We start from the raw sequence: 24,785 nt of genomic DNA, 5'->3' as shown, positions 1-24,785 counted from the left end.
TCCTTAACTTTCTATTTAACTCAATAAATTTGGTAAAAACAGTACTATATCAGGAATATAAGTCAATATAAATAATACCAGTAACAGAGCTATAATAAAAGGTGTTATTTCTTTCATAAATTCTTCTAATTTTATATTTAATAATGAACATGTTAGAAACATCATTGAGCCAAATGGAGGAGTTACTCCACCAATCATGATATTAACTACCATTACTATTCCAAGATGCAGTGGATCAATTCCTAATTTTAAAGCAGCAGGAATCAACAAAGGAGCTAAGATTATCATTGCTGCTCCACCATCTATAAACATACCTACAAAAAGAAGTATTAAATTAATTAATAATAATAAAGACCATGGACTTGTACTGAATTCCAATAGGATATTAGTTAATTTAAAGGGTATTCTCTCCCAGCTTAAATAAGCTCCAAATACATTTGCTGCAATAATAATAAACATTACTGTACTTGTTCCATAAACAGTTTCTTTTAGAATTTCAGGAAACTTTGTCAATTTTAATTCTTTGTATATGAAGATACCAATTAATGTTGTAATTACCACAGCTATTGCTCCAGCTTCAGTAGGAGTGAAGATTCCAATTCTCATACCTAATATTATTACAAAAGGCAGAATTAATGCCCATATAGATTCTTTAAATTGTTTGAAAACTTCTTGCAGAGATGCTCTTTTTTCTCTTACAGGAACATATTTTCTCTTTTTAGATATAATAGCAACAGTTATCATAAGAGAAATTGCTATTAATGCCCCTGGAACATATCCTGCTATAAACATTTTTGTAACAGAAACATTAGAAAGCAAAGCGTATATTATTAATACAATTCCTGGAGGAATAATTGGACTTACTATAGAAGAGGCTGCTGTTATTGCAGCTGAAAACCCTTTTGAATATCCTCTGTTTACCATTTCAGGAACTAAAACTTTACACTGCATAGCAGCATCAGCATTAGCAGAACCTGAAATTCCACCCATTAGAACACTTAATAATATGTTAACTTGAGCAAGTCCTCCAGTTAAATGTCCAGTCAAAACTTCTGCCATTCCCATTAGTCTTTTACTTATACCAGAATAGTTCATAATTGACCCTGCCATTATAAAAAATGGTATTGCTAACAGTGGAAATGATTCAGCACTTCTTATAAAATGCTGCATTATTAAATCCAGATCCATACTTGTATCTAAAAATCCAAAGAAGAATAATGTAGCTCCCATTAAAGCGAAACATATTGGAATATTTAAAAAGAAGAAAATAAATAATATTAAAATAGGTAAGAAACTATACATTTTCATCTCCTTTTTTTCCTAATATGGTTTTTATATTTTTAAAAATTTCCAGAATGGAATATACAAAGATTAATCCAAAGCCTATGATTAATGAAGAATTAACATACATAGATGAAATTCCTAATACAGCAGTAGGCTTTACCCTAGAAATTATTGTAAATTTTAAACTTAAACAGAAAAAAGTTCCATTCATTAACATTACTATTATATTGATTAGTAATTCAACATAAATTTTAAACTTTTCAGGTAATGATTGAGTTAAGATATCAATTCCCATATGCATTTTTTTTCTATAGCAGCTAGCTCCTCCTACAAATACTGACCATATAAAGCATATTGTTGCTATTTCTTCAGCACTCTTTATAGGAGAATTGAAAAAGTATCTCATTCCAACATTTAAAATTACTATAATTATAGTAAAACTTAAAAATGTACAAGATATCAGATCATCTATATAAATTTTCTTCATGTCTTTCTCCTATACTATTTTTTTATCTCATTTTGAATTTTTTCATATATATCTGGTGAGAATCCTGGGAACTCATCAAATACTTTTTTTGCTCTTTTTTGGAATTCTTCTAAATTAACTTCATTTAAAATCATACCATTTTTAACTATATCTTTTTTGAAGTCTTCATCTAGTTCATACATTTTTTTATTGTTATCTATAGCAGCTTGTGTAATTTCTTCTTGAATAACTTTTCTTTGTTCATCAGTAAATGAATCCCAAACTTTAGTTGAAATATATACTCCTCCAGTTCCTAAAAAGTGTCCACTTAAAGCAACATTTTTTCTCAAATCATAAAGTTTACTATTTGACATAAAAGAAAAAGTAGTTTCAGTTCCATCAATAACTTTTTGCTGTAATGCACTTACAGTTTCACTCCATGGCATTGCCACTGGATTAGCTCCTAGAGCATTAAATGTATCTATCCACAATTTACTTGCTGGAACTCTAAGTTTAAGCCCTTTTAAATCTTCGGGATTAGTTATAACTTTATCAGTAACTATGTGTCTGAATCCAAAAATAAAATCTAAAGATAGTACTTTTATTCCTTTTTCTTCAGCTTGTTTCTCCAATTGTTTTACAAAATCACTGCCTGTAACATTTGTATAATCTTCATATGTTGTATATAACATTGGTCCTACTAATGCTGTAAAATCAGGAACATAATCACCAATATAGCTAGGATCAACTACAGAAATAAAGTCACTTCCTCTTAAAACCTGCTCAATGGCATCTTTGTATGAAGGTAATTCTCCATTTGGATAAACTTGTAATTCTATTTGTCCTTTTAGTCTTTCATTAATTTTATCTGCGGCCTGTGAAATATAAATATGTGTAGGTTCATTAGTTTGAAAAACATGACTTACTTTGATAACCCTAACTTTCTTTTCTTCTTTCTTACCACAACCTGCAATTAAAAATAAAATCCCCAACATTAAAAAAAATGCTAGTCTAAAATAATTCTTCTTTCCTTTCATCTAACCCTCCTAAAGTATTTTTATTTATTTCATAGGTTTATTTGACAAACCTTAAAATACCTATTTAGCCTTTATATTTAAAACACTCCCTCGTTCTATAACTCTAATTTCGGTATTTTCAATAACTCCTTGCTCCCCTTTTAAAATATTCATTAATTTTACTAATGCTTTTTCTGCAATAAAATCATCTAAATGATTTATACTGGTTATTTTTGGAGTAGTATATTCACAAAGTTCCATGTTGTCATAACCGATTATTGAAACTTTTTTAGGAACATCTATTCCATGTTTTGCTAAAGCTCTCATAGCTCCTAAAGCGATATAATCATTTCCTGCAAAGATAGCAGTATAATCAAAAGCTTTATTTTTCTTAATGTATTCATCAATTATTTTATATGAGCTTTCTTGGGTAAATTTTCCAGATATAATCTTTTGTTTTTCTATATTATTGTCTTTTAAGCACTTTAAATAACCTCTAGCTCTTTTAATTGAGGTTTTCCTTCTTATTTCTCCTGTGAGATGTAAAATATTTTCATGACCATTTTCAATAAGATATTGAGTAGCTTTATATCCTCCTTCAAAATGGTTTGGATTAATTACAGAAACTGTAGAATTAGCTATATTCTTTTCATAGTCTAAAAGGACTATTTTATTTTTGGAATTTATTAGATTTTCTATTTCCTTGAATTTCTTTCCCCCAGAGATAACAAGAGCTCCATCTATAATTCCATTGGCAAATATTTTTTCCCAAGTAGTTCCTTTTTTATTGATATACGAAACTAATACTAGATAACCTAGATTTTCTGCTGCATCAATAATCTTTGATATTAGTTCAGAATAGTATAGAGATTCAGATATTTTTTTGTAATTTTTTTCATTTGTACTAGATTTTCCAGTATAAACAAGCAATCCAATAATTCCAGATTTTTTACCAGCTAATTTTTGTGCAGATAAATTTGGATAATATCCATTTTCCTCTATAACCTTTAGAACTTTTTCTTTTGTTTCAGGTGAAATATCTGGATAATTATTTATAACTCTTGATACTGTACTTCTAGAAACTCCTGCAAGTTGGGCTATAATTTTACTATTAATTTTTTTCACCTCTTAAATTATTGACTTATAATAAAATTTACTAACGCGCGTTCGGAACTTTATATTCAAACTATATAATTTTTTTTAGTGTTAGTCAATTTTAAAAATTATATCTTTGTAATATTTTTTATATATTTTTATAATATTTTTTATTGAAAGAGTACACTAAAACCATTTTTAGAATAAAGATATTTAGAAATATAATGAGAATTAAAAGAAAAAGCCAAAAATTTATTAAAATTTCTGGCTTTCTATTTAAAAAAATTATTAAGTTTAAATTTGTTTAAAACTATTTCCTCTAACATCTACAGGGATGCTTTTTACTGCATTACCATCTTTCATAACTGTATAATAGCTGCATAAATTAGCTGTAGAGCAAGAGTGGTTTGGAATAATTTCTATTTTGTCTCCCACTTTTAAATTAGTTTCTCCATGGATATGAAGTTTTCCAACTTCTTCTGACAGAGAGGCAACTATTGCCTCAGGATGCCCAATTACAGTTCCAAAACCTACTATAGAACTATTTCCATGAGCTCCTTGATCTAGACCTAAACATTTAGCACCAGCATCACATATAAATAAATCTTCTTTAGGATGAGAAATTATTGTAGTATATACAGTTAAAGCACAATCTTTTATTTCAGCTTTTTTTATAGATAACTGAATAGTATCTAAAAATACATAATTTCCTGGATGAAATACATTTATATTTTTATCTTTTACAGCTTCACTGAATGTCGGAGTTGAACCACTTGTTATATATTCAAGCTCATAGCCTGCATCATTCATATATTTTTTAGCAGCAGCTATAGTCTGACATTCATCAGCAATATATTTAGGAACTTCATTTTCACAAGTTGCAGAATATACATGACCAGGATGAGTAGATAAGCCTCTAAGTTTTAAACCTTTCATATCTTTTAATTTATCTGCAAATTCAACAATCTTATCTACAGGTAATCCAAAACGATGCAGACCACTATCAACTATAATTGTATAACCTACAACTACACCAGCTGCAATAGCCATATCATTTATCATTTTAGCAGCTTCTAAATTGTCCAGTCTCACTATGAAATCACTTTTTTTAGTAAGTTCTATTATCCTTTTAATACTTTCTTTGCTGGCTGCTGGATATGCATACATTATCTTTTTCAAACCTATTCTACAGCAAGCTTCAGCTTCATCTAATGTTCCACACAAAGCCCCAGTTGCCCCAGCCTCTATCTGAAGTTTTAAAAGCTCCATACTTTTGTGAGTCTTTATCATAGGCCATAATTCTTTTCCATTGTCATTGCACATCTTTTGATATGTTTTAATATTGTTTTCTAATGCATCTAAATTTAGTAGAATCACTGGAGTTTTAAGATTTTCTTTTTTCATAATTTAATCCCCCTTATTTTAAATGAGTTTCTAAAAATTTTTCCATATCTTCTTTTGGGACCATTCTTCCACCAGTTGCCCAGCAGATATGATAAGCATTTTCTATATTTTTTCCAATTTTCTGTTCAATATAGTTTTTTGTTTCTTCATACTTTAATAAAGACACTGGGCCTTCAAAAGCAGCACATGATGATGGTTCTATTCTTATATTTTCTGATTCATTCAGGCATCTTAAATAGTCATAAAGCTTGTAGTCTTCTACAGTAAATTCTCCACTTAGAATAGAATCCATCATTCTTCCTACAAGTCCAGAAGGTCTTGCAACTGCAAGTCCATCAGCATGTGTTATTCCATTTATCCCAATGTCACGAACACTGATTTGCTCATGAAGTCCACTTTCCATTCCTAAAACCATGCAAGGAGCTAAAGTTGGCTCAACAAAGAAAATATATGCATTTTCTTTAAAGATTCTTTTTAAACCATAAGCAACTCCTCCAGGAGCTCCTCCTACACCACATGGAATATGCACTAATAGAGGATGCTCACTATCAATCATTATATTTTTTTCATCTAATTGTTTTTTTAATCTTGAAGCTGCAACAGTATATCCTAAGAATAGATTTAATGATTTTTCATCATCTACAAAATAGCTTTTAGGATCTGCATCTGAATTTTTTCTTCCTTCTTCAACAGCTTTTCCATAGTCATCTGTATATTCAACAACTTTTACACCTTTTGATCTCAGCATATCTTTTTTCCATTGTTTTGCATCAGCTGACATATGAACAATAACTTCAAATCCTAAAGCTGCACTTGTTATTCCAATGCTTAAACCTAGATTACCAGTTGATCCTACTTGAATTTTATATCCTGAGAAGAATTTTTTAAACTTTTCATCTGCTAAAATTGAATAATCATCATTAATAGAAAGCATTCCAGCTTCAATGGCTAATTCCTCAGCATACTTTAAAACTTCATAAACTCCACCTCTAGCTTTTATTGAACCAGCTACAGGAAGATGACTGTCCATTTTTAAATATAGTTTTCCAGGAATTGAAGTATTATATTTTTTTTCTAAATCTTTCTGCATTGAGAATATTGGTTCTAGTGGAGATTCTATTATTCCATTTGTATCTTCTGTTTCAGGAAAAGATTTTTTTATAAATGGAGCAAATCTCTCTAAACGCTCTTCAGCATCTCTTAAATCATCATCAGAAAGAGGAAGATTTTTTTCATATTCATTGTATGGAATTTCTTTTTTATTAATCCATCCTATCTCTTCTCTATCTGCTAATTTTTTAATAACAATATCATTTTTTATTAATTCTTCTGTGTTCATTTTATTCTCCTTTGATCATTAAATATATTTTAATTTTATTATGTATTTTACAAGAAAATCATTTTTAATATTATAACACAAATTAGTGCTGTAACAGATTGAAAAACACTTATTATTGGAAATACTTTATAAGCAATTTCAGGTTTCATTCCTGATGTAGAAGTAACTACCCAGAAGAAATCGTCATTTCCGTGGAATACCATGAATCCTCCAGCTGCACATGCCAACATTGCTATAACCAGACCTATTGGAGAATTAAATCCAAGAACATCTACCAATGGTAATAACATTGAAGCTGCTGTAATCATTCCTACAGTACCTGAACCAATTGCAGTTCTAAAGATAGCACCAATTATATATGGAACTATTATTCCTATTGATATTCCAGAGAATAGACTTACTACTATCTCTTGAAGATTAGACAGTTTTAGAATAGTAGCAAAAGCCCCACCTGCTCCGACGATTAAAACAATTTGTCCAGCAGTTTTTAATGCTTCTCCAAATATTCCCTCAAATGTCCAAACTTCTTTATCTTCAGGATGAACAGACTTGTATGTGAAGAACGCAATTATCAATCCTATAAAAAGAGCAACTATTGTCTGACCTAAAGAATCAATAATATTATACACCATTCCTTTGCCTAAAGGAGAAGATTCTAAAGTTGCAACAGTTCTCAACAACATTAAAAATATTGGTAATAAAATAGGTAAGAAACTCATAAGAGGAGTAGGAAGTTTTCTTCCCCCATTCTCTTCTATTATTTTACTTGCTTCTTCTATTTCAGGTAAGAAATGATATTTTTTTCCAAAGAATCTACCTGCTAAGATAGCAACAAGTGTAACAGGAATAGAAACTAACATTCCAAGTAAAATAACTAATCCTAAATTAGATCCTAAGATTCCTGCAACTGCTAATGGGCCAGGTGTAGGAGGAACCAGCATATGTGTAGCATGTAATCCCATTGCCAGAGCTACTGCCATTGTTGTCATACTTGTTCCTGTGTCTTTACTCATTCTTTTAGCAAGTGGTGATAATAGAACAAATGCTGAATCACAGAATACAGGAATAGATACAAAATAACCAGTAACAGCTAATCCAATATCTGCATTTTTCTTTCCAGTGATTTTTAAAATTGTTTCAGCCATTGTTTCTGCTGCTCCACTATGTTCTAGCAGAGCTCCCATAACAGTTCCTATTGCAATAACTACTCCAATTCCAGCAATAGTTTCCCCTAATCCTCCAGAATAAGCTCCAATGATAGCTGGAATTGAATGTCCTGAAATAATTCCAAAAAAGAAAGCACTGATGCTTAAAGCGAAAAATGGATGTAATTTCACCTTAACTGTTAGTATTATCAATAATATTATTGATAATGCTATTGTTACAATAACAAATGTTGAACCCATAAAAAATACCTCCTACTTTTTTTATTATATGTTGCTTTATATAAGTTCTTTTAAATAAAGAAATTTATTACCTTGATATATAAAAAATAATTAGTAATAATATATTTTTTGTTTTTTAAGTTAATGAAATTAAATTTTTATGAAATATTTTTTTAGATGCAATAAATAAATTTTTGAATTTATTAAGTATTAATTAATTTTATATATAATAAAAATTTTATTTCCGAATATAATGTATATTAAACAGTCTATATGTTTTTATATTTGATTGAATTATACTTTATAAAAAATAATATGTCAATAAAAAATTAAATATAATTAAATTTAATTATATTTAATTAAATGACGCTGAATAAAACATAGTAGAGAAAATTTTTTAAATAGTATATAATTGTAATATATTAAAATAAGAAAGGATTAAAAATGGATAAAGAAATAAATGTAGGAGCCATAATTAAAAGAATTAGAATAGAAAAAGGATTGCTGTTAAAAGATGTTGCTGAGAAATGTGAAATTTCTTCCTCTATGCTTAGCCAGATCGAAAAAGGAAATGCTAATCCTTCTTTAAATACAATAAAATCAATTGCACAAGCTTTGGAAATTCCCTTATTTAAATTTTTTATAGAACCTGAAAAAGAGGATATAAGCATTAATATTTTAAAAAAAGAGGACAGAAAAATAATAAATACTAAAAAGGTAAGATATGAGCTTTTGTCTCCTGAAGGGCCTACTAATATTGAATGTATGAAAATGATTTTTACTGAAAAGAATGCTGAAACTTCAATAGAGCCAATGGCACATAAAGGAGAAGAGATAGCACTCCTTCTAAGTGGTAAAGTAAAAATTACTATTGGAAATCAGTCTTGTGAAATGGAACCAGGGGATTCAGTTTATATTCCAGCATTAAAACCTCATAAGTGGACTAACTTATATGATGGAGAAAGTGTTGTGCTTTTTTCTGTAACACCTCCTGAGTTTTAGAGTTGTTGTGAAAGAGGGACAGAAAAATATCAATTAATTGAAGAAAATAACAAGATATTTTCTTTAATTTTGTGTTACAAAGATCATGTTTTTATAGATGAGAAAAGAATAAAAAATGTAAAAAAAGCCTCTTAGAATAAATCTAAGGGGCTTTTATAGTTTTAAATTATTGTCATTTTATTATCACGAAGGTTTTTTAGTTCTTTCAAACTATTTTTAAATAATAGTTTGAGAGAAATCCATCTACTACTCCCACTCGATAGTTGCAGGTGGTTTTGATGAAATATCATAAGTCAATCTATTGATTCCTTTAACTTCATTTAAGATCCTATTAGAAACTCTTTCTAAGAACTCAAATGGAAGGTGTGACCAAGTAGCAGTCATGAAGTCAATAGTATTAGCAGATCTCAATACAGCAGTATATTCATAAGTTCTTTCATCTCCCATAACTCCAACAGATTTAACTGGAAGAAGAACAACAAATGCTTGACTTACTTTAGTATAAAGGTCAGCAGCTCTTAATTCTTCGATAAATATATCATCAGCTTCTCTTAAAATATCAGCTTTCTCTTTATCTACTTCACCAAGGATTCTGATTCCAAGTCCTGGACCTGGGAATGGATGTCTGTCAACCATGTGATCAGGAATTCCAAGCTCTCTTCCTACTTTTCTTACTTCATCTTTGAAAAGTTCTCTTAAAGGCTCAAGAAGTTTAAATTTCATATCTTCTGGAAGGCCTCCAACATTGTGGTGAGATTTAATAGTCATTGAAGGTCCTTTTACTGACATAGACTCAATAACATCTGGATATATAGTTCCTTGAGCAAGGAATTCTACATCTTCAAGTTTTTTAGCTTCTTCGTCAAATACTTCAATGAATTCTTTTCCAATTATTTTTCTCTTAGTTTCTGGATCAGATACACCAGCTAATTTAGAAAGGAATCTATCTTCTGCATCAACACATTTAATATTCATATGGAAGTTTTCTCCATATATTTCCATTACTTTTTTAGCTTCATCTTTTCTTAATAATCCAGTATCAACGAAGATACAAGTAAGTTGATCTCCAATAGCTTTGTGGATAAGAGTAGCAGCAACTGATGAGTCAACTCCTCCTGAAAGTCCAAGAAGAACTTTTTTATCTCCAACAGTTTCTTTGATGCTTTTTACAGTTTCTTCAATGTAGTTACCCATTGACCAATTTTGCTCACATTTAGCAACATTGAAAACAAAGTTTTTAAGGATTTGAGTTCCATATTCTGAGTGAGTAACTTCAGCATGGAATTGAATACAGTAACTATTAACTTCAGGCAGATGCACAGCAGCTACACATGAATCAGTATGACCAATTTGAACAAATCCAGGGGCCATTTTAGTAACATGGTCATTGTGGCTCATCCATACTTTAGAATTGTTAGGAATACCTTGGAAAAGTGGACTGTCAGCAGAATCAATTAAAAGTTCAGCTTTACCAAATTCCTGTTTATCAGCTCTAGCAACTTCTCCACCCATTAAGTGAGTAGTAAGCTGCATACCATAACAGATACCTAATACAGGGATACCTTTGTAGAATAATTCTTTGTCTATAGTAGGAGCTCCTTCTGCATACACAGAGGAAGGTCCTCCTGAAAGGATTATTCCTTTAGGCTTTCTAGCAAGTATTTTTTCTAAAGGTTCAAAATATGGAACAACTTCAGCATAAACACCCATTTCTCTGACTCTTCTGGCAATCAGTTGATTGTATTGAGAACCAAAGTCCAGTATTACAATACTATTTTCTTTCATAAAAACCTCCAAATTTAAAATAAAAGGAGCGAAATGCTCCTTGTTAAACAACTTGAAAACAAATATCAACCTTTATATGATATTTATTTGATTATAGAATTCTATCATAAAATCTAAATGGTGTCAAAAGAAAAATTTCTTTAAAAATTTGGCTACACCATTATTATCATTAGTATCAGTGATATAATTAACCCTTGATTTTACTTCATGAGGAGCATTTCCCATAGCTACTCCATATTTTACAGAAGTAAGCATTTCTATGTCGTTTACAGCATCACCAAAAGCTGCACATTCTTCAGGAGTAATACCATAAGTTCTGAGAGTTCTTTCCAGTACAAGACCTTTATTTACCTCTCTGTTTAATACTTCATATAGGGTATCCATAGATTTAGCTTTGTACACTTTATTACCTAATATTTTTTCTACTTCTCTATTTACTTCATCAAGAATATCAGGTGCACCCATGAACACAGTTTTAGTCATTTCATAGTTATCAAAGCTGTAGAAATCTTTTTCAATAGGGATAAGATCTCTTTCTTTAGCATATTCAAGAACTTCTTTTCTGCTTGAATCCTCTACATACCATTTATTGTCCTGATAAAGGTTAAGAGGAACTCCCATTCTTCTAGCGATTCTTATAACCTCTTTTACATATTCTTCCTGCAAAGGCAGTTCAAATACAACTCTATCACTTTTATATTCAACGACCTTAGCTCCATTATATGATATCACAACACCACCAAGACCCAGATATTCTGCATAAGGCTTAGCAGCATTGTAAGTTCTTCCTGTAACTATAAATATTTTTACACCTTGCTGTTCCAATTCTTTAAGAACATCCCTATTAATATCTGAAATTTTTTTGTCAGTTGTTAAGAGTGTTCCGTCTAAGTCCAGAGCAACTGCTTTTATCTTCATTTTATCACCTCAATTGAATAAAAATATTGCTAAACTAGTATGCATAGATTATAATACAGATTAAGGAAAATATCAAATTTTATAAAAAAGAGGTATGAAATGATAAAAAATATTATATTTGATTTAGGAAATGTGCTTATCAAATACACTCCTGAGAATTTTTTAGAAAACAATGTAAAAAAAGAGAGACAGGAAAAGTTTATAGAAATTGTTTTCAAAAGCAAGGAATGGCTGGAGTTAGACAAAGGAACTTTATCATATGAGAATGCAATAGAAAAATTTGCTGAAATAATTCCAGAAGAAAGGGAGAATCTAGAGAAGCTTTTTAAAAATAATATAATGGAATGTCTAATGCCAATAGAAGAAAATATTCAGGTGTTAAAAAAATTAAAAGAAAAAGGATATAATTTGTTTGTTCTTTCAAATTTTCATAGACCAGCATTTGAACAGGTACAAAATGATTGGAAGTTTTTTAATGAGTTTGATGGGGGAGTTATATCTTGTTACTGTCATCTTCTAAAACCAAACCCAAGAATATATGAATTGCTTCTAGCTAAATATGGACTTACTCCTGAAGAAACATTATTTATAGATGATACTAAAGTTAATGTAGAAGGAGCAGAAAAAATAGGAATAGATGGAATTCACCTTGATTTACCAGAAATGTTAGAGAGTCTCTTAAAAAATAAAGGAATAGAACTGTAAAATTACTGAATGATGTTTACGAAAGAGAGTGCGATTTTCATCTTGAAGATTAATAAAAAAAAGATTGAATCTTAAAAATAAAGTGAAAGGCATATAAATAAGGAAAAATTAGATAAAATAATTTAAAATATATCATTATGAATTAATTAAATACTCTTTTTAATTACTTAAATATCTTTTGTTGAAGTTATTATTGGGGATACTTAAAAAAAATTTTAAAAAATTGAAATTTTCAATACACAAATAAGAAAATTTGTAGTATAATACGATAAAGTCGTATGAGATTAAAAAGCCAGGAATAAAGTTGGTTTTTTGATAGAGAAATTTTTATAACCAATAACAGACAAAAGGGGGAAAAGGAAATGTTTTTGTCACCAGAAGAAAAATTGTTAGCCTTTAGAAAAAAGCATAAAATAACTCAGGGAGAATTAGTGGGGGATGATATTACCAGAGTTTTTTTAGGTATGATTGAAATAGGTAAAAGATCACTGACAGAAAAAACAGCTAAATTACTTTGTAAAAACTTTACTAAAATATTAGGTGAGAGAGGAATAAAAGATTCTATCAAACTAAGTGACCTTATGAAAACAAAAGAAGAGCAAGCTTTGGAATACTTAGAAAATATAACTAAAGATACAACTTCAGATCTTAAAGAAAATATCTGGGAAATAGAAGAAGCTTTATTTGAATTAAATGATAATGATAGAAGTGAATATTGCATGAAACTTTTTGCAAGATTTGAAAATGAAGAAAATTATCTAGATGCAAGAGACTATATTCTTAAATCTCTTCATGGTATTAGAAAAATAGTTGATCTTAAAGAGAAATTATTAGAAATCATGAAGCTTAATAAAATATTAGGAGATTATAAAAATAGTGTATTTACTTATAGAAAATTTGAAGACAGACTTTCAAAGGAAAAATGGAGCAAAGAATATGAAATGCTTCAATATAAATATGCTGAAGCTTTAGTTGAAACTGAAGGATATACAGAAGCTTTAAATATACTAAAATTTTTGTTTAAAAAATGTAAGAATGAAGATTTCTTATTTGAAGTAAGAAAAATGATAGCAAGAGCTTATAGAAACATGGGTGAATATGAAGAATCATCTAGAGAATATGTATCTTTAGCTAAAGGAAGAAGTTCTGAAGAAAAAGCAGAAGCATACAGTAAACTTATTGAAATAGGAATAATTATAAAAGATAAAGCATTTTTAAAAAAATTCTATGAAAAATGTAAGGATAATTATGAAATAAATGGAATAAAAGAAGAATGTATTAATTTTGATGTACTTGTTTTATTAGCAAAAGGAGCAAAAGAATTAGGTAAAACAAAAGATAGCAGATCTTTCTACATGGAAGCATTAATGGTAGGAAAAAATTCTGGCTGTGAAATAGAAGAAAGAATGGAAATAATAACTGAATTATTCAAAATGTTTGAAAAAAGTGATTTCTATTCTGTACAAAGTATAGAAAATGAATATATAAATTTATTAGAATTGAAAAAAGATTATAAGCCAGCCATAAAAATATTAGAATATTATCAAAAAAATATGCCTAGTGAAGTTTTGAAAAAATTTGAAATATTTTAAAAATATTGATGACTCTCTTCTTTGAAAAAAGGAGAGAGTTTTTTATATAATAAAAAACCACCATTTTATAATGGTGGTCAATAGTTAATTAATTATTTTTTTAATTGTACTCTCATCAAAAGATCTCCAACTTTCACATCTTTACCTTTTGCTACAACATCAATTTTTTCTATCATATCCATGTTATTGATAATAACAGGAGTTTTTACTGAAGGTACTTTGCTTTTTATAAATTCAAGATCATATTCAACTAATTTATCTCCAACTTTCACTTGACTTCCAGCAGCTACTCTTTTGAATCCTTCACCTTTTAGAGTAACAGTGTCTATTCCAAAGTGAACTATCATTTCAAGTCCATTAGGAGTTTCAAAACTTACAGCATGGTTGGTTTCAAAGATATCTATTTCACCATCTACTGGAGCACACACTACCCCTTCAGCAGGATCAATAGCACATCCGTCTCCTACCATTTTTTGAGCAAAAGCTTCATCAGGAACTTCTGATAAATCTATAACTTTTCCATTAAGTGGAGAATATATATCAAACCATTCCTCTTCTTTCTTTTTCTTAAACATGTCAAATAATCCCATATTTTCCTCCCTATTTTTTTAAGATTTAGAAATTATAAACAATGTATATAAGATATTATTTCACACTTTTCCAAATAAATCAAATTATTATTTGAGAAATTTTGAACCATAAACAGTAATGTTTCTAAACTACAATGTGATATAATAAAAAGATAAATAAAGAGGAAAAATATTTGAAAAGAGTATAATATAAATATGAAAGAAAATTTATTTTTAAACTGAGTAATAAAATATGAAATAAATGTAATAAAAAAAGAATAAGAAAATTTTTTGTCTTAAAATGGTTGACAAAATTAAAAAAGTGTTCTATAATCAAAATACGAGGAATAGATATTGTAATAAATTAATTTTAATATAGATATTGATAAAGGAGGTTGGTTATATGAATCCAAACAAATTTACTGAGAATTCATTACTTGCTTTAAACGAGGCTCAAGCATTAACTATGAGAGCTAAACAACAAACTATAAAACCTGAATTTTTGGCATTGGCACTTTTAAAAAATACAGAAGGACTTATTCCAAGAATTATGGAAAAGCTTGAATTAAATCTCAACTACATTATAGGGCAGATAGAAAATGAAGTGAATAAATTTCCTAGAATAGAAGGAAGCAGTTTAGGAGATGTCACTTTAGATCAATCTACTCATAGGATTTTAATAGAAGCAGAAAATATTATGGAAAAGATGGGAGATTCTTATGTCAGTGTAGAACATATCTTTTGGGCACTAATAAAAGAGATGCCTCTATTGAAAAAATTAGGAATAGATGAAAAAAAATATGAAGCAGCAGTGAAAGAGGTAAGAGGAAATCAGAAAGTAGATTCTCAAAATCCAGAAGCAACATATGAAGTTCTTGAAAAATATGCAAGAGATCTTGTTGAGTTAGCAAGACAAGGGAAAATAGATCCTATTATAGGAAGAGATAGTGAAATAAGAAGAACTATACAGATAATATCAAGAAGAACTAAAAATAATCCTATATTAATAGGAGAACCTGGAGTAGGGAAAACTGCTATAGCTGAAGGACTTGCTCAAAGAATACTTAATGGTGATGTTCCAGAATCATTGAAAGGTAAAAAACTTTATTCATTAGATATGGGAGCATTGATAGCTGGAGCAAAATTTAGAGGAGAATTTGAAGAAAGACTTAAAGGTGTGCTAAAAGAAGTAGAAGGTTCAAATGGAAATATAATATTATTTATAGATGAGATACATACTATAGTTGGTGCAGGTAAAACTGATGGAGCAATGGATGCAGGAAATATTTTAAAACCTATGCTTGCTAGAGGTGAAGTAAGGGTAATTGGAGCTACTACTATAGATGAATACAGAAAATATATTGAAAAAGATGCTGCTCTTGAAAGAAGATTTCAGATAGTAATGGTTGATGAACCTACTGTTGAAGATACTATATCTATCCTAAGAGGACTTAAAGAAAAATTTGAAATGTACCATGGAGTAAGAATATCTGACTCAGCAATAGTTTCAGCAGCAACTTTGAGTAATAGATATATAGCAGACAGACAGCTTCCAGATAAAGCTATTGACCTTATAGACGAGGCAGCAGCTATGATAAGAACAGAGATAGATTCAATGCCAGCAGAGCTTGATGAGTTAACTAGAAAAAGTATGCAACTGGAAATAGAAAGAGAAGCTTTGAAAAAAGAAACAGATCAAGGTTCAAAAGACAGATTGGAAATACTTGAAAAAGAACTTGCAGAAATGAATGCTAAAAAATCTTTGTTGAAATCACAATGGGAATTGGAAAAAAGAGATATAACAAAAGTAAAACAACTTAAAGAAGAAGCTGAAAAAGTTAAACTTGAAATGGAACAAGCAGAAAGAAATTATGATTTAAGCAGATTATCAGAATTAAAATATGGAAAATTAGCTGGGATTGAAAAAGAAATACAGGAACAACAGGAAAAATTGGATGAAACTTATGGAAACAGTGGACTATTAAAACAAGAGGTCAATGCTGATGAGATAGCAGATATTGTTTCTAAATGGACAGGAATTCCAGTATCTAAATTAGCTGAAACTGAAAAAGAAAAAATACTTAATCTTGAAAATACTTTGAAAAATAGAGTAAAAGGTCAAGATGAAGCTGTAAGAGCAGTAGCAGATACTATGATTAGATCAAGAGCTGGATTAAAAGATAAAAACAGACCTATGGGATCATTTATATTCCTAGGACCAACAGGAGTAGGGAAAACTTATCTTGCAAAATCTCTAGCTTATAATTTGTTTGATAATGAAGATAATGTCATAAGAATAGATATGAGTGAATATATGGATAAATTCTCTACTACTAGATTGATAGGAGCACCTCCAGGATATGTAGGTTATGAAGAGGGAGGACAGCTGACAGAAGCTGTAAGAACAAAACCTTATTCAGTAATACTGTTTGATGAAATAGAAAAAGCTCACCCAGATGTATTTAATATCCTTCTTCAAGTGCTTGATGATGGTAGACTCACAGATGGACAAGGTAGAATGATAGACTTTAAAAATACATTGATAATTATGACATCTAATATAGGAAGTCATTTAATACTTGAAGATATTAATTTAAAAGAAGAAACAAAAGAAAGAGTACTTGATCAATTAAAAGCTAATTTCAGACCTGAGTTCTTAAACAGGGTAGATGAAATTATTATATTTAAAGCTTTAGATTTAGCTTCTATAAAAGATATTGTAAGATTATCACTAGAATCTGTACAAGAAAAAGTAAAAGATAGATATATTGAGTTGTATTTTACAGAACCAGTTGTTGAATATTTGGCAACTAATGCATATGATCCTCAATATGGTGCTAGACCACTTAGAAGGTATATTCAAAAACAACTTGAAACATCACTTGCTAAGATGATACTTTCTAATAGGATTAAAGAAAGAGATAGAGTAGATGTAGAACTTGTAAATGGACAGATAGAATTTAAAGTAAGAGAGAAATAATAAAAAATAAAGGGTATCTTCAATTATGAAGATGCCCTTTTCTTATATTTATAAAAATTTATTATTTAGAATTTTTAACAAAATCAGCTGCATTTTCTCCAGCTATTTTACCAAAAACAGTAATATCAGTTACAGCATTCCCACCAATTCTGTTACCTCCATGTACTCCACCAGTGATTTCACCAGCAGCATACAGTCCAGGAATAACTTTTCCTTCAGGAGTAAGAACTTGAGTATCAGTATTGATACGAACTCCTCCCATAGTATGATGAATAGCAGGAGATACTTCAATAGCATAGAATGGAGCTTTTACTAATTCTCTAGGAAGTCCTTTCTTACCAAAATCTTTATCTTCACCAGCTTTTACATATCCATTATAAGTTGTAATAGTTTCAACAAAAGTTTTAGGTTCTATTCCTACTTTTCCAGCTAATTCTTCTAAAGTAGAAGCTTCAACTGCAAATCCTTGTTTAACATATCCATTTATAGCAGAAAGATTTTCTCTTGTACCTTGATCAAATACAAGGAAAGCACTTGCACCTTTTTGAGCAAGTTCAGCTTTAGAAACAACATCTCTAGTTTCAAGTTCATTGATAAATCTTTTACCATCTCTGTTGATTAAGATAGCCCCTTCTCCTCTTACACTTTCAGTAATCATAGCAGTATTGTTATGAACTACTGTAGGGTGAGTTTGAATTTCAGGCATATCTACAAGGTCAGCACCAACAGCTTTAGCCATTTTGATACCTTCACCAGTAATAGCAGGGCTGTTAGTAGAACCAAATCCTTTAAGAGCAGGATTATATTCCTCTATCATAGCAGGGTTAGCACCAAATCCACCAGTAGCCATAACTATAGCTTTAGCAGAAATAATGTAAGTTTGTCCTTTGTGTTTAACTTCTACACCAGTAACTTTGTCACCAGTTTTTATTAATTTAGTAACTTCACTTTCAGTTCTGATTTCAATTCCTAATTTATCAGCAGTATCGCTAAGAGCAGCTACAACAACAGGACCAACAGCTTTTCCACCAGTAGGTCTATGAATTCTTTTTACACTTTGACCCCCAGAGAAAGAAACTTCTGTAAGATCAGTTCCTTTTGAAATAAGCCAGTCAATAATATGTTTAGATTCTTCAGTCATTTTTTTAAGAAGCTCAGGATTGTTTTTATTTTTTCCACCTTTCATAGTATCATTATAGAAAAGCTCTTCTGAATCTTCAATACCTAATTTCTTTTGAAGAGAAGTATTAGCAGCATTTATACCACCAGTTGCATAGTTAGTATTTCCACCTAACATAGCCATTTTTTCAAGAAGGATAACATTAGCTCCCTTTTCTTTTGCAGCAATAGCAGCAGTAAGTCCAGCTCCCCCTCCTCCAACTACAACAATGTCAGTAGAGATATCAGTAAGAATTGCATCAGCTTTTTTAGCAGGCGCTTTGCTTACTAATTTAATACCAGCTTGAGTTACAGCAGCACCAACAGCTTCTTTTATTCCTTCAGAAGTGTAAGTAGCTCCAGCTACATTATCAACTTCTACACTTTGATTTTCCACGATTTCTTTAGTAACCTGCTCCATAGCTTTTTTAGTGAAAGCAGTTTCCTCATGTTTAAGTATTTCTACCCCTTTAATCTCATTTCCCTCATAAGTAACATTAACTTTAATTTCTCCCTTATAACCTGCTCCAACCCCTTCAATAGTCTTTGCACTAGCTACAGAAGAGATCATGATAGTTAAGGCAGACAATAAGCATAACAGTTTTTTTCTCATATTTCACCCCTTATTAGAATATATAGTGTATTTTTTATGCATAAAATGATGCATACCATTACCATTATATTATATATTATATATAAAAAGAATGTCAAACATTTATTTTAAAAAATATATTCTTTGCTTTTAAGAAAAAAAAGAGTAACTAAAAAAGTCACTTTCAAGTTTAATATTAGTTATTTAAGATTATTTAGAATTTTTAGCAAAATCAGTAATATTTTCTATAGTAGTTTTACCATAAACTATGATATCAGTTACAGTATTTCCACCAATTCTATTTGCTCCATGTACTCCAGCAGTAGTTATAACAGTTTTTTCTTTATTTTATAACTCATATAATTAATATATTTGTTATTTTATGTTCAATATGATGTATAAATTAACAAATTTATTATATTTTATTAGGAGAAAAGAAATAGATTGTTTTCTAAAAATATGAAATAAAAAAGAGATTGTATAAATTTTCTGCACAATCTCTTTATAAAAAATTATAATTTAATTTTATTTAAGACCAAATTTTACTAAATCATTTTCTACATCAGATATTCCTGCAAGTCCAAAAGTATTTACTAATACATTCAGTACATTAGGAGAAAGGAATGCTGGAAGAGTAGGACCAACATGAATATTTTTTACTCCAAGAGATAATAGAGCAAGAAGCACAATTACAGCTTTTTGTTCATACCATGCAATATTATATACTATTGGAAGTTTGTTGATATCATCAAGTCCAAATATTTCTTTTAATTTCAAAGCTATAACAGCTAATGAATAAGAGTCATTACATTGTCCAGCGTCAAGTACTCTAGGAATACCATTTATATCACCTAAAGGAAGTTTATTATATTTATATTTTGCACATCCAGCAGTAAGAATAACAGTATCTTTAGGAAGAGCTTTTGCAAAATCAGTATAGTAGTTTCTGTTAGGCATTCTTCCATCACATCCACCCATAACTATAAATCTTTTGATAGCTCCAGATTTTATAGCTTCTACTACTTTATCAGCTAAAGCAAATACTTGATTATGTGCAAATCCACCAACAATTTCACCTTTTTCTATTTCAGTAGGAGCTTTGCAAGTTTTAGCAAGTGCTATAACTTCTGAGAAATCTTTTTTTCCATTTGCTCCAACAGGAATTCTTTTCCAACCTGGGAATCCAGCAGCATTTGTAGTAAATATTCTATCATTATATGTTGCTTTTTCTAATGGAGGAACTATACAGTTAGTTGTAAATACAACTGGTCCATTGAAAGTTTCAAATTCCTCTTTTTGTTTCCACCATGCATTTCCATAATTACCAAAGAAATGAGAATATTTTTTTAATTTTGGATAATAATGTCCTGGAAGCATTTCAGAGTGAGAATAAATATCTACTCCGCTGTCTTTACTTTGTTCAAGTAATTGTTCTAAATCATTAAGATCATGTCCACTGATCAGTATACCAGGTCTAGTACCTACTCCAATATTTACTTTTGTTATTTCAGGGTTTCCAAATGCTGAAGTGTTAGCCTCATCAAGAAGGGCCATTGTTTTTACTCCAAATGCTCCACAGTCAAGAACTAAAGCTGTTAATTCATCTCCAGAAAGAGAGTCATCTAAGGTTGCTAAAAGAGCTTTTTCCATGAATATAAATATTTCTTCATTAGTTTTATTAAGATTCATTGCATGTTCTGCATAAGCAGCCATACCTTTTAATCCATAAGTCAGTAATTCTCTTAAAGACCTCACATCTTCATTGTCTGTTCTGAGCACTCCAATGTCGTGATGTTTAGAAAATTTCATTAATTCTTCATCTGATGTATAAGACCATGTAGTAAGCTGAGTATTTTCAAATTTTGGATCTAAAGCAGCACCTTTTTTTATAAGAGCATTTTTTACTTCACTCCTTAATTTTAATCCATGTTTAATTTCATTGATGATAGCTTCATTGTCAAAATTTGCATTTGTAATAGTTATAAATAAAGAATTTATAAGATATTTATCTGTAGCTTTTAATAATTGATCTGAGTTAGAAACTTTTCTCAACTGAGAACTATATGCAGCTACCCCCTTTAAAGTATAAATCAATAAATCTTGAAGAGATGCAGTGGCAGGTTTTTTACCACATACCCCAGCTATTGTACATCCAGTTCCTTTCATTGTTTCTTGACATTGAAAACAAAACATTTCATTACACATATTAATTCCTCCTTTTTTAAAGTAGATCATTTTTGTCATAGGTAAATGATACAATATTTCTTTTAGAGAAACAGTAACATATGTTACATTTTTTATAAATTTCTCTTATATGACTTTACGGAAAGAAAATGTATTTCTTTTTTTCTTTAATAGGAAATTTTTAATAAAAAAACTGACCTGATAAACAGATCAGTTTTATAATTTAAATTTAAATGAATATTTCTGGCTCTTTTCTTTCACTGCATTTTGTTTCAAGAAAATTAACAATATCCTTAAGAGGATTACCAGGAATTTCTCTTCCATTGAAAGTACATATTTTAACACAAGCATAACAGTGAATACATTTTTCTACATCAACCAATTCTGGATCTTTTTTATCTATAGCTCCTACAGGACATACCAAGTAACATTTTCTGCAGTAGATGCAGTTTTTATTTGCCATAGGAGAAAATACTCTTACTGGCATATCAGCTTTATATGGGAAGTTACCTTTAATATCTATATTTTTTGTATAAGTATCAGAATCTATTTTAACTCTGATATTTTTACCAAAAGATACAGCTTTAGCAATATCTTCATCATCAGGTCTTCTTGCAGCAACTTTTCTAGTATAAGAATGTTCTCCAATAAATGCTCCACCTGCAATTACTGAAAAACCATTTTCTGAAAGAATATCTTTTAATTCCAGTAAAGCATCATCATAATCTCTGTTGCCATAAACAGCTACAGCCACAGCTAAACTATTATCTCCATGTATCTTTTTTAGCATATTTCTTGTAATAATGGGAGTTCTCCCACCATATACTGGGACTCCTACAATGGCGATCTCATCTTTTTGAAGATAGAATTCTTCTTCACTCTCAAATGAAAAAGTAAGATCATGTTCTATGAAACCAGCACCTATACCATCAGCAATAGCTTTTACTATTTTTTTAGTAGTATAAGTAGGGCTGAAATAAAAGAGATGAACATTTTTGATAACCATAAGCATTTCCTCCTAAGTTATGTATTATATTATAAATCCGCTTCCAAGGACTTTGTGATCTTCATCATAAAAAACCACTCCCTGTCCAGGAGTTACAGCTCTTACTTGATTGTCTATAAAATTAACTTTAATATTTCCACTAGAAAGTACTTCAAGTTTACATTTGTGAAGCTGATCTCTTGAACGTGTCTTTGCCCAGCATTCTATTCCATTTAACCCTTCTATATTATCAAGAGATATTAAATTGACACTTTCAGCAATAAGACTGCTTTTGAAAAGCATTTCATTTGGACCAACTACTACACAATTTTTTTTACTGTCTAATTCAATAACATAAAGAGGAGTTTCCAGAGCTATTCCCAGTCCTTTTCTCTGACCAATTGTATAAAAAGAAAGTCCTTTATGTTTTCCAAGTACTTTTCCATTTACATCAACTATATTTCCTGGTTTTCCAGCTTTTCCATTACTCATTTCCATAAGAAATTCTTTAAGTTTGCCATCTTCAACAAAACATATTTCCTGAGAATCTTTTTTAGCATAAACTCTTACTCCTAAAAGCTGAGCCAATTCTCTAACTTTTGGTTTTTCAAGATTTCCAATGGGAAATTTTAAATATTTTAAATTATCTTTTTTCATTTGAGAAAGGAAATATACCTGATCTTTACCAGCGTCATCACCCATAGACAGAACTCCATCCTTCATTTGAGTATAATGTCCAGTTGCCATAAAATCTGCTCCTTTAGAACGAGCAAAATCTATGAGCAATCCTAATTTTATATATTTATTACAAACCATACATGGATTTGGAGTTTTTCCTTTTAGGTATTCATCTACAAAATAGTCCATTACTTTTTCTTTAAATTCTTTAGTTACATCTAAAAGATAATATGGAATTCCTAAATCGTCACATACTTTTTTAGCATCAGAATCTTCAGGTTTACAAGTCTTCATTGTAACACCAAAAACATTGTAACCTTGCTTTTTTAACAAATAGGCAACAGTAGAACTGTCAACGCCTCCACTCATAGCTACTGCTATTGTTGTATTTTTATTGTTTTCATCATATTGAAGGTATTTTGAAAACTCATTGTTTATTGTATTCATAAAAACCACCTTTATTTTGTAAAATTAATGTTTAAAAGAAAATTTTATTAAAAGAATGGAATAAAGTAATTATTCCAAAAATAAATATAAGTCCACCTGATATTCTTGATATCTTAATCAGATTTTCTTCAGTAATTGTCCTTCGCCAGTGAGAAAGAAGAAAAGTAGTGAAGAACCACTCAGCAGCTCCTCCTGCAAATATACCACAAGAAACTTGAAAAGGGACAGCATGTCCTTCAGATTCAAATATTCTCAAAGTAGTGAAAATAACCATTATAGTGAAGATACTTGAAACATTTGCTAAAGCTACAGCAAATGTAGTGAAATAATTTTGGATAATCCCAACAGGATCAAGTTCTATTTTTTTTACTTTTATTTTTCTGCTCATTTTTTTTAAACCAACAACAAGTAAAAAAATGCTTATACCAATTTCGAGAAAATATTCATATTTTATAATGACATTTTCTATTTTATTGATAAATAGAAGTGCTGTCAATCCATAGATGACATCTACAGTAACCATTCCAAGAGAAGATACATATCCTTCTTTCTGTCCTTCTACTAAAGTTTTTTCCATACAATAAATCCCTACTGGGCCAAAAGGAAGTGATAGGATAAGTCCAGTAATCATTCCTTTGAAAAATGTTAAATCCAAAACAGTACCTCCAATAAATAAATATTAAAGCTCTTTGCCGCAATTTGGGCAGCAAGATGGGGCTTGTCTATAAGGTGTATCACAATATGGACAGATTCCTCTTTCTATTAAAATAGATTCAATATCATCATAACTGGCAGCTTTCTTCCTATAAACCTGTATTGCAGAGTCATTTTTAATTTCATATAGACTGTTGCATTTTTGACAATGTATAACATGGTCAACTTTAAATTTATAGATAGGAAAAGAAAATAAAACAAATATATTTTGAAGTCTGTGAAATCTGGTTTTATTACTAGTACATCCTACACATTTAAAATGGACTTCACCTAATTTGTAGTCAGCACTTTTGACTCCAAAATTTTTTAAAAAACTCATTACATCTCCTTTATTTTAATTACTTACACCATAGTAATTCGCATATTTAGAAAAAATCTTTTTTTATTTTTGAAAAGTTTTTACTGGTATACAACTTTTCCTTATTGATTATATCATATATTCCATTGAATTTCTATTTATAAAACAAAATATTTTTCTGTATTAAAT

At 29.7% G+C, this 24,785-nt stretch carries 20 protein-coding genes; 4 read left to right on the top strand and 16 right to left on the bottom strand.

Features of this window, described 5'->3' with window-relative positions:
• Positions 1 to 15: 15 nt before the first annotated feature.
• The 7 genes from E0E45_RS07995 to E0E45_RS07965 form a co-directional block, all read right to left on the bottom strand.
• Positions 16 to 1,302, bottom strand: a complete 1,287-nt coding sequence (locus tag E0E45_RS07995; protein ID WP_130890685.1) for a TRAP transporter large permease — start codon at positions 1,300 to 1,302, stop codon at positions 16 to 18.
• Positions 1,295 to 1,771: a TRAP transporter small permease gene (locus E0E45_RS07990; protein WP_130890684.1), complete on the bottom strand. Its 477-nt coding sequence runs from the start codon at positions 1,769 to 1,771 to the stop codon at positions 1,295 to 1,297. Before E0E45_RS07990 ends, E0E45_RS07995 begins: the two co-directional genes overlap by 8 nt.
• A gap of 14 nt (positions 1,772 to 1,785) precedes the next feature.
• On the bottom strand, positions 1,786 to 2,787 hold the full coding sequence (locus E0E45_RS07985) for a C4-dicarboxylate TRAP transporter substrate-binding protein (RefSeq protein WP_130890683.1): 1,002 nt from the start codon (positions 2,785 to 2,787) through the stop codon (positions 1,786 to 1,788).
• Positions 2,788 to 2,847: 60 nt separating this feature from the next.
• Positions 2,848 to 3,891, bottom strand: coding sequence for a LacI family DNA-binding transcriptional regulator (locus E0E45_RS07980; protein WP_130890682.1), 1,044 nt, complete (start codon positions 3,889 to 3,891; stop codon positions 2,848 to 2,850).
• Positions 3,892 to 4,155: 264 nt separating this feature from the next.
• Positions 4,156 to 5,265, bottom strand: a complete 1,110-nt coding sequence (locus E0E45_RS07975) for an alanine racemase (RefSeq protein WP_130890681.1) — start codon at positions 5,263 to 5,265, stop codon at positions 4,156 to 4,158.
• Between the two features lie 13 nt (positions 5,266 to 5,278).
• Positions 5,279 to 6,604, bottom strand: coding sequence for a D-serine ammonia-lyase (dsdA, locus tag E0E45_RS07970; RefSeq protein ID WP_130890680.1), 1,326 nt, complete (start codon positions 6,602 to 6,604; stop codon positions 5,279 to 5,281).
• Between the two features lie 47 nt (positions 6,605 to 6,651).
• Positions 6,652 to 8,010 carry a GntP family permease gene (locus E0E45_RS07965; protein ID WP_130890679.1) on the bottom strand — a complete coding sequence of 453 codons (1,359 nt, stop codon included), beginning with the start codon at positions 8,008 to 8,010 and terminating at the stop codon, positions 6,652 to 6,654.
• A 423-nt stretch (positions 8,011 to 8,433) separates the two neighbouring features.
• Here E0E45_RS07965 and E0E45_RS07960 point away from each other — a divergent pair, with 423 nt between their 5' ends.
• Positions 8,434 to 8,991 (top strand): cupin domain-containing protein, encoded by a 558-nt coding sequence (locus tag E0E45_RS07960; RefSeq protein ID WP_130890678.1) that lies wholly within the window; start codon positions 8,434 to 8,436, stop codon positions 8,989 to 8,991.
• Positions 8,992 to 9,237: 246 nt separating this feature from the next.
• Here the strand turns inward: E0E45_RS07960 and guaA are convergent, their stop codons facing one another.
• Both guaA and E0E45_RS07950 read right to left on the bottom strand, forming a co-directional pair.
• A complete protein-coding gene (gene guaA / locus E0E45_RS07955) occupies positions 9,238 to 10,776 on the bottom strand; it encodes a glutamine-hydrolyzing GMP synthase (RefSeq protein ID WP_130890677.1) in 1,539 nt (512 codons plus the stop codon).
• A 123-nt stretch (positions 10,777 to 10,899) separates the two neighbouring features.
• The gene (locus E0E45_RS07950) at positions 10,900 to 11,694 is read right to left on the bottom strand and encodes a Cof-type HAD-IIB family hydrolase (RefSeq protein ID WP_130890676.1); all 795 of its coding nucleotides are present in this window, start codon (positions 11,692 to 11,694) and stop codon (positions 10,900 to 10,902) included.
• A gap of 99 nt (positions 11,695 to 11,793) precedes the next feature.
• Here E0E45_RS07950 and E0E45_RS07945 point away from each other — a divergent pair, with 99 nt between their 5' ends.
• The gene (locus E0E45_RS07945) at positions 11,794 to 12,399 is read left to right on the top strand and encodes an HAD family hydrolase (RefSeq protein ID WP_130890675.1); all 606 of its coding nucleotides are present in this window, start codon (positions 11,794 to 11,796) and stop codon (positions 12,397 to 12,399) included.
• Between the two features lie 362 nt (positions 12,400 to 12,761).
• Positions 12,762 to 13,991 (top strand): hypothetical protein, encoded by a 1,230-nt coding sequence (locus E0E45_RS07940; protein WP_130890674.1) that lies wholly within the window; start codon positions 12,762 to 12,764, stop codon positions 13,989 to 13,991.
• Positions 13,992 to 14,083: 92 nt separating this feature from the next.
• Here the strand turns inward: E0E45_RS07940 and E0E45_RS07935 are convergent, their stop codons facing one another.
• Positions 14,084 to 14,581 carry a PTS sugar transporter subunit IIA gene (locus E0E45_RS07935; protein WP_130890673.1) on the bottom strand — a complete coding sequence of 166 codons (498 nt, stop codon included), beginning with the start codon at positions 14,579 to 14,581 and terminating at the stop codon, positions 14,084 to 14,086.
• 382 nt (positions 14,582 to 14,963) lie between these two features.
• Between E0E45_RS07935 and clpB the strand changes: the two genes are divergently transcribed.
• Positions 14,964 to 17,540 carry an ATP-dependent chaperone ClpB gene (gene clpB / locus E0E45_RS07930; protein WP_130890672.1) on the top strand — a complete coding sequence of 859 codons (2,577 nt, stop codon included), beginning with the start codon at positions 14,964 to 14,966 and terminating at the stop codon, positions 17,538 to 17,540.
• Positions 17,541 to 17,601: 61 nt separating this feature from the next.
• Here the strand turns inward: clpB and E0E45_RS07925 are convergent, their stop codons facing one another.
• From E0E45_RS07925 to E0E45_RS07900, 6 genes are all read right to left on the bottom strand, one after another.
• Positions 17,602 to 19,311: a flavocytochrome c gene (locus E0E45_RS07925; protein ID WP_130890671.1), complete on the bottom strand. Its 1,710-nt coding sequence runs from the start codon at positions 19,309 to 19,311 to the stop codon at positions 17,602 to 17,604.
• A gap of 504 nt (positions 19,312 to 19,815) precedes the next feature.
• Complete coding sequence (gene hcp / locus E0E45_RS07920; protein ID WP_130890670.1) at positions 19,816 to 21,495, bottom strand: hydroxylamine reductase; 1,680 nt, start codon at positions 21,493 to 21,495, stop codon at positions 19,816 to 19,818.
• A 208-nt stretch (positions 21,496 to 21,703) separates the two neighbouring features.
• On the bottom strand, positions 21,704 to 22,480 hold the full coding sequence (locus E0E45_RS07915; RefSeq protein WP_130890669.1) for an EFR1 family ferrodoxin: 777 nt from the start codon (positions 22,478 to 22,480) through the stop codon (positions 21,704 to 21,706).
• Positions 22,481 to 22,504: 24 nt separating this feature from the next.
• The gene (gene mnmA / locus E0E45_RS07910) at positions 22,505 to 23,593 is read right to left on the bottom strand and encodes a tRNA 2-thiouridine(34) synthase MnmA (RefSeq protein ID WP_420026334.1); all 1,089 of its coding nucleotides are present in this window, start codon (positions 23,591 to 23,593) and stop codon (positions 22,505 to 22,507) included.
• Between the two features lie 22 nt (positions 23,594 to 23,615).
• Complete coding sequence (locus tag E0E45_RS07905; protein ID WP_130890667.1) at positions 23,616 to 24,239, bottom strand: LysE family transporter; 624 nt, start codon at positions 24,237 to 24,239, stop codon at positions 23,616 to 23,618.
• 24 nt (positions 24,240 to 24,263) lie between these two features.
• Entirely contained in the window at positions 24,264 to 24,617 is a 354-nt protein-coding gene (locus tag E0E45_RS07900; protein WP_130890666.1) for a zinc-ribbon domain-containing protein, read from the bottom strand.
• Positions 24,618 to 24,785: the final 168 nt, after the last annotated feature.

The organism is Fusobacterium ulcerans ATCC 49185 (genome assembly GCF_900683735.1).
GTDB classification, from domain to species: domain Bacteria; phylum Fusobacteriota; class Fusobacteriia; order Fusobacteriales; family Fusobacteriaceae; genus Fusobacterium_A; species Fusobacterium_A ulcerans_A.
Note: the sequence above shows the minus strand (reverse complement) of the source record. Positions and strands in the feature narration are given on the sequence as shown.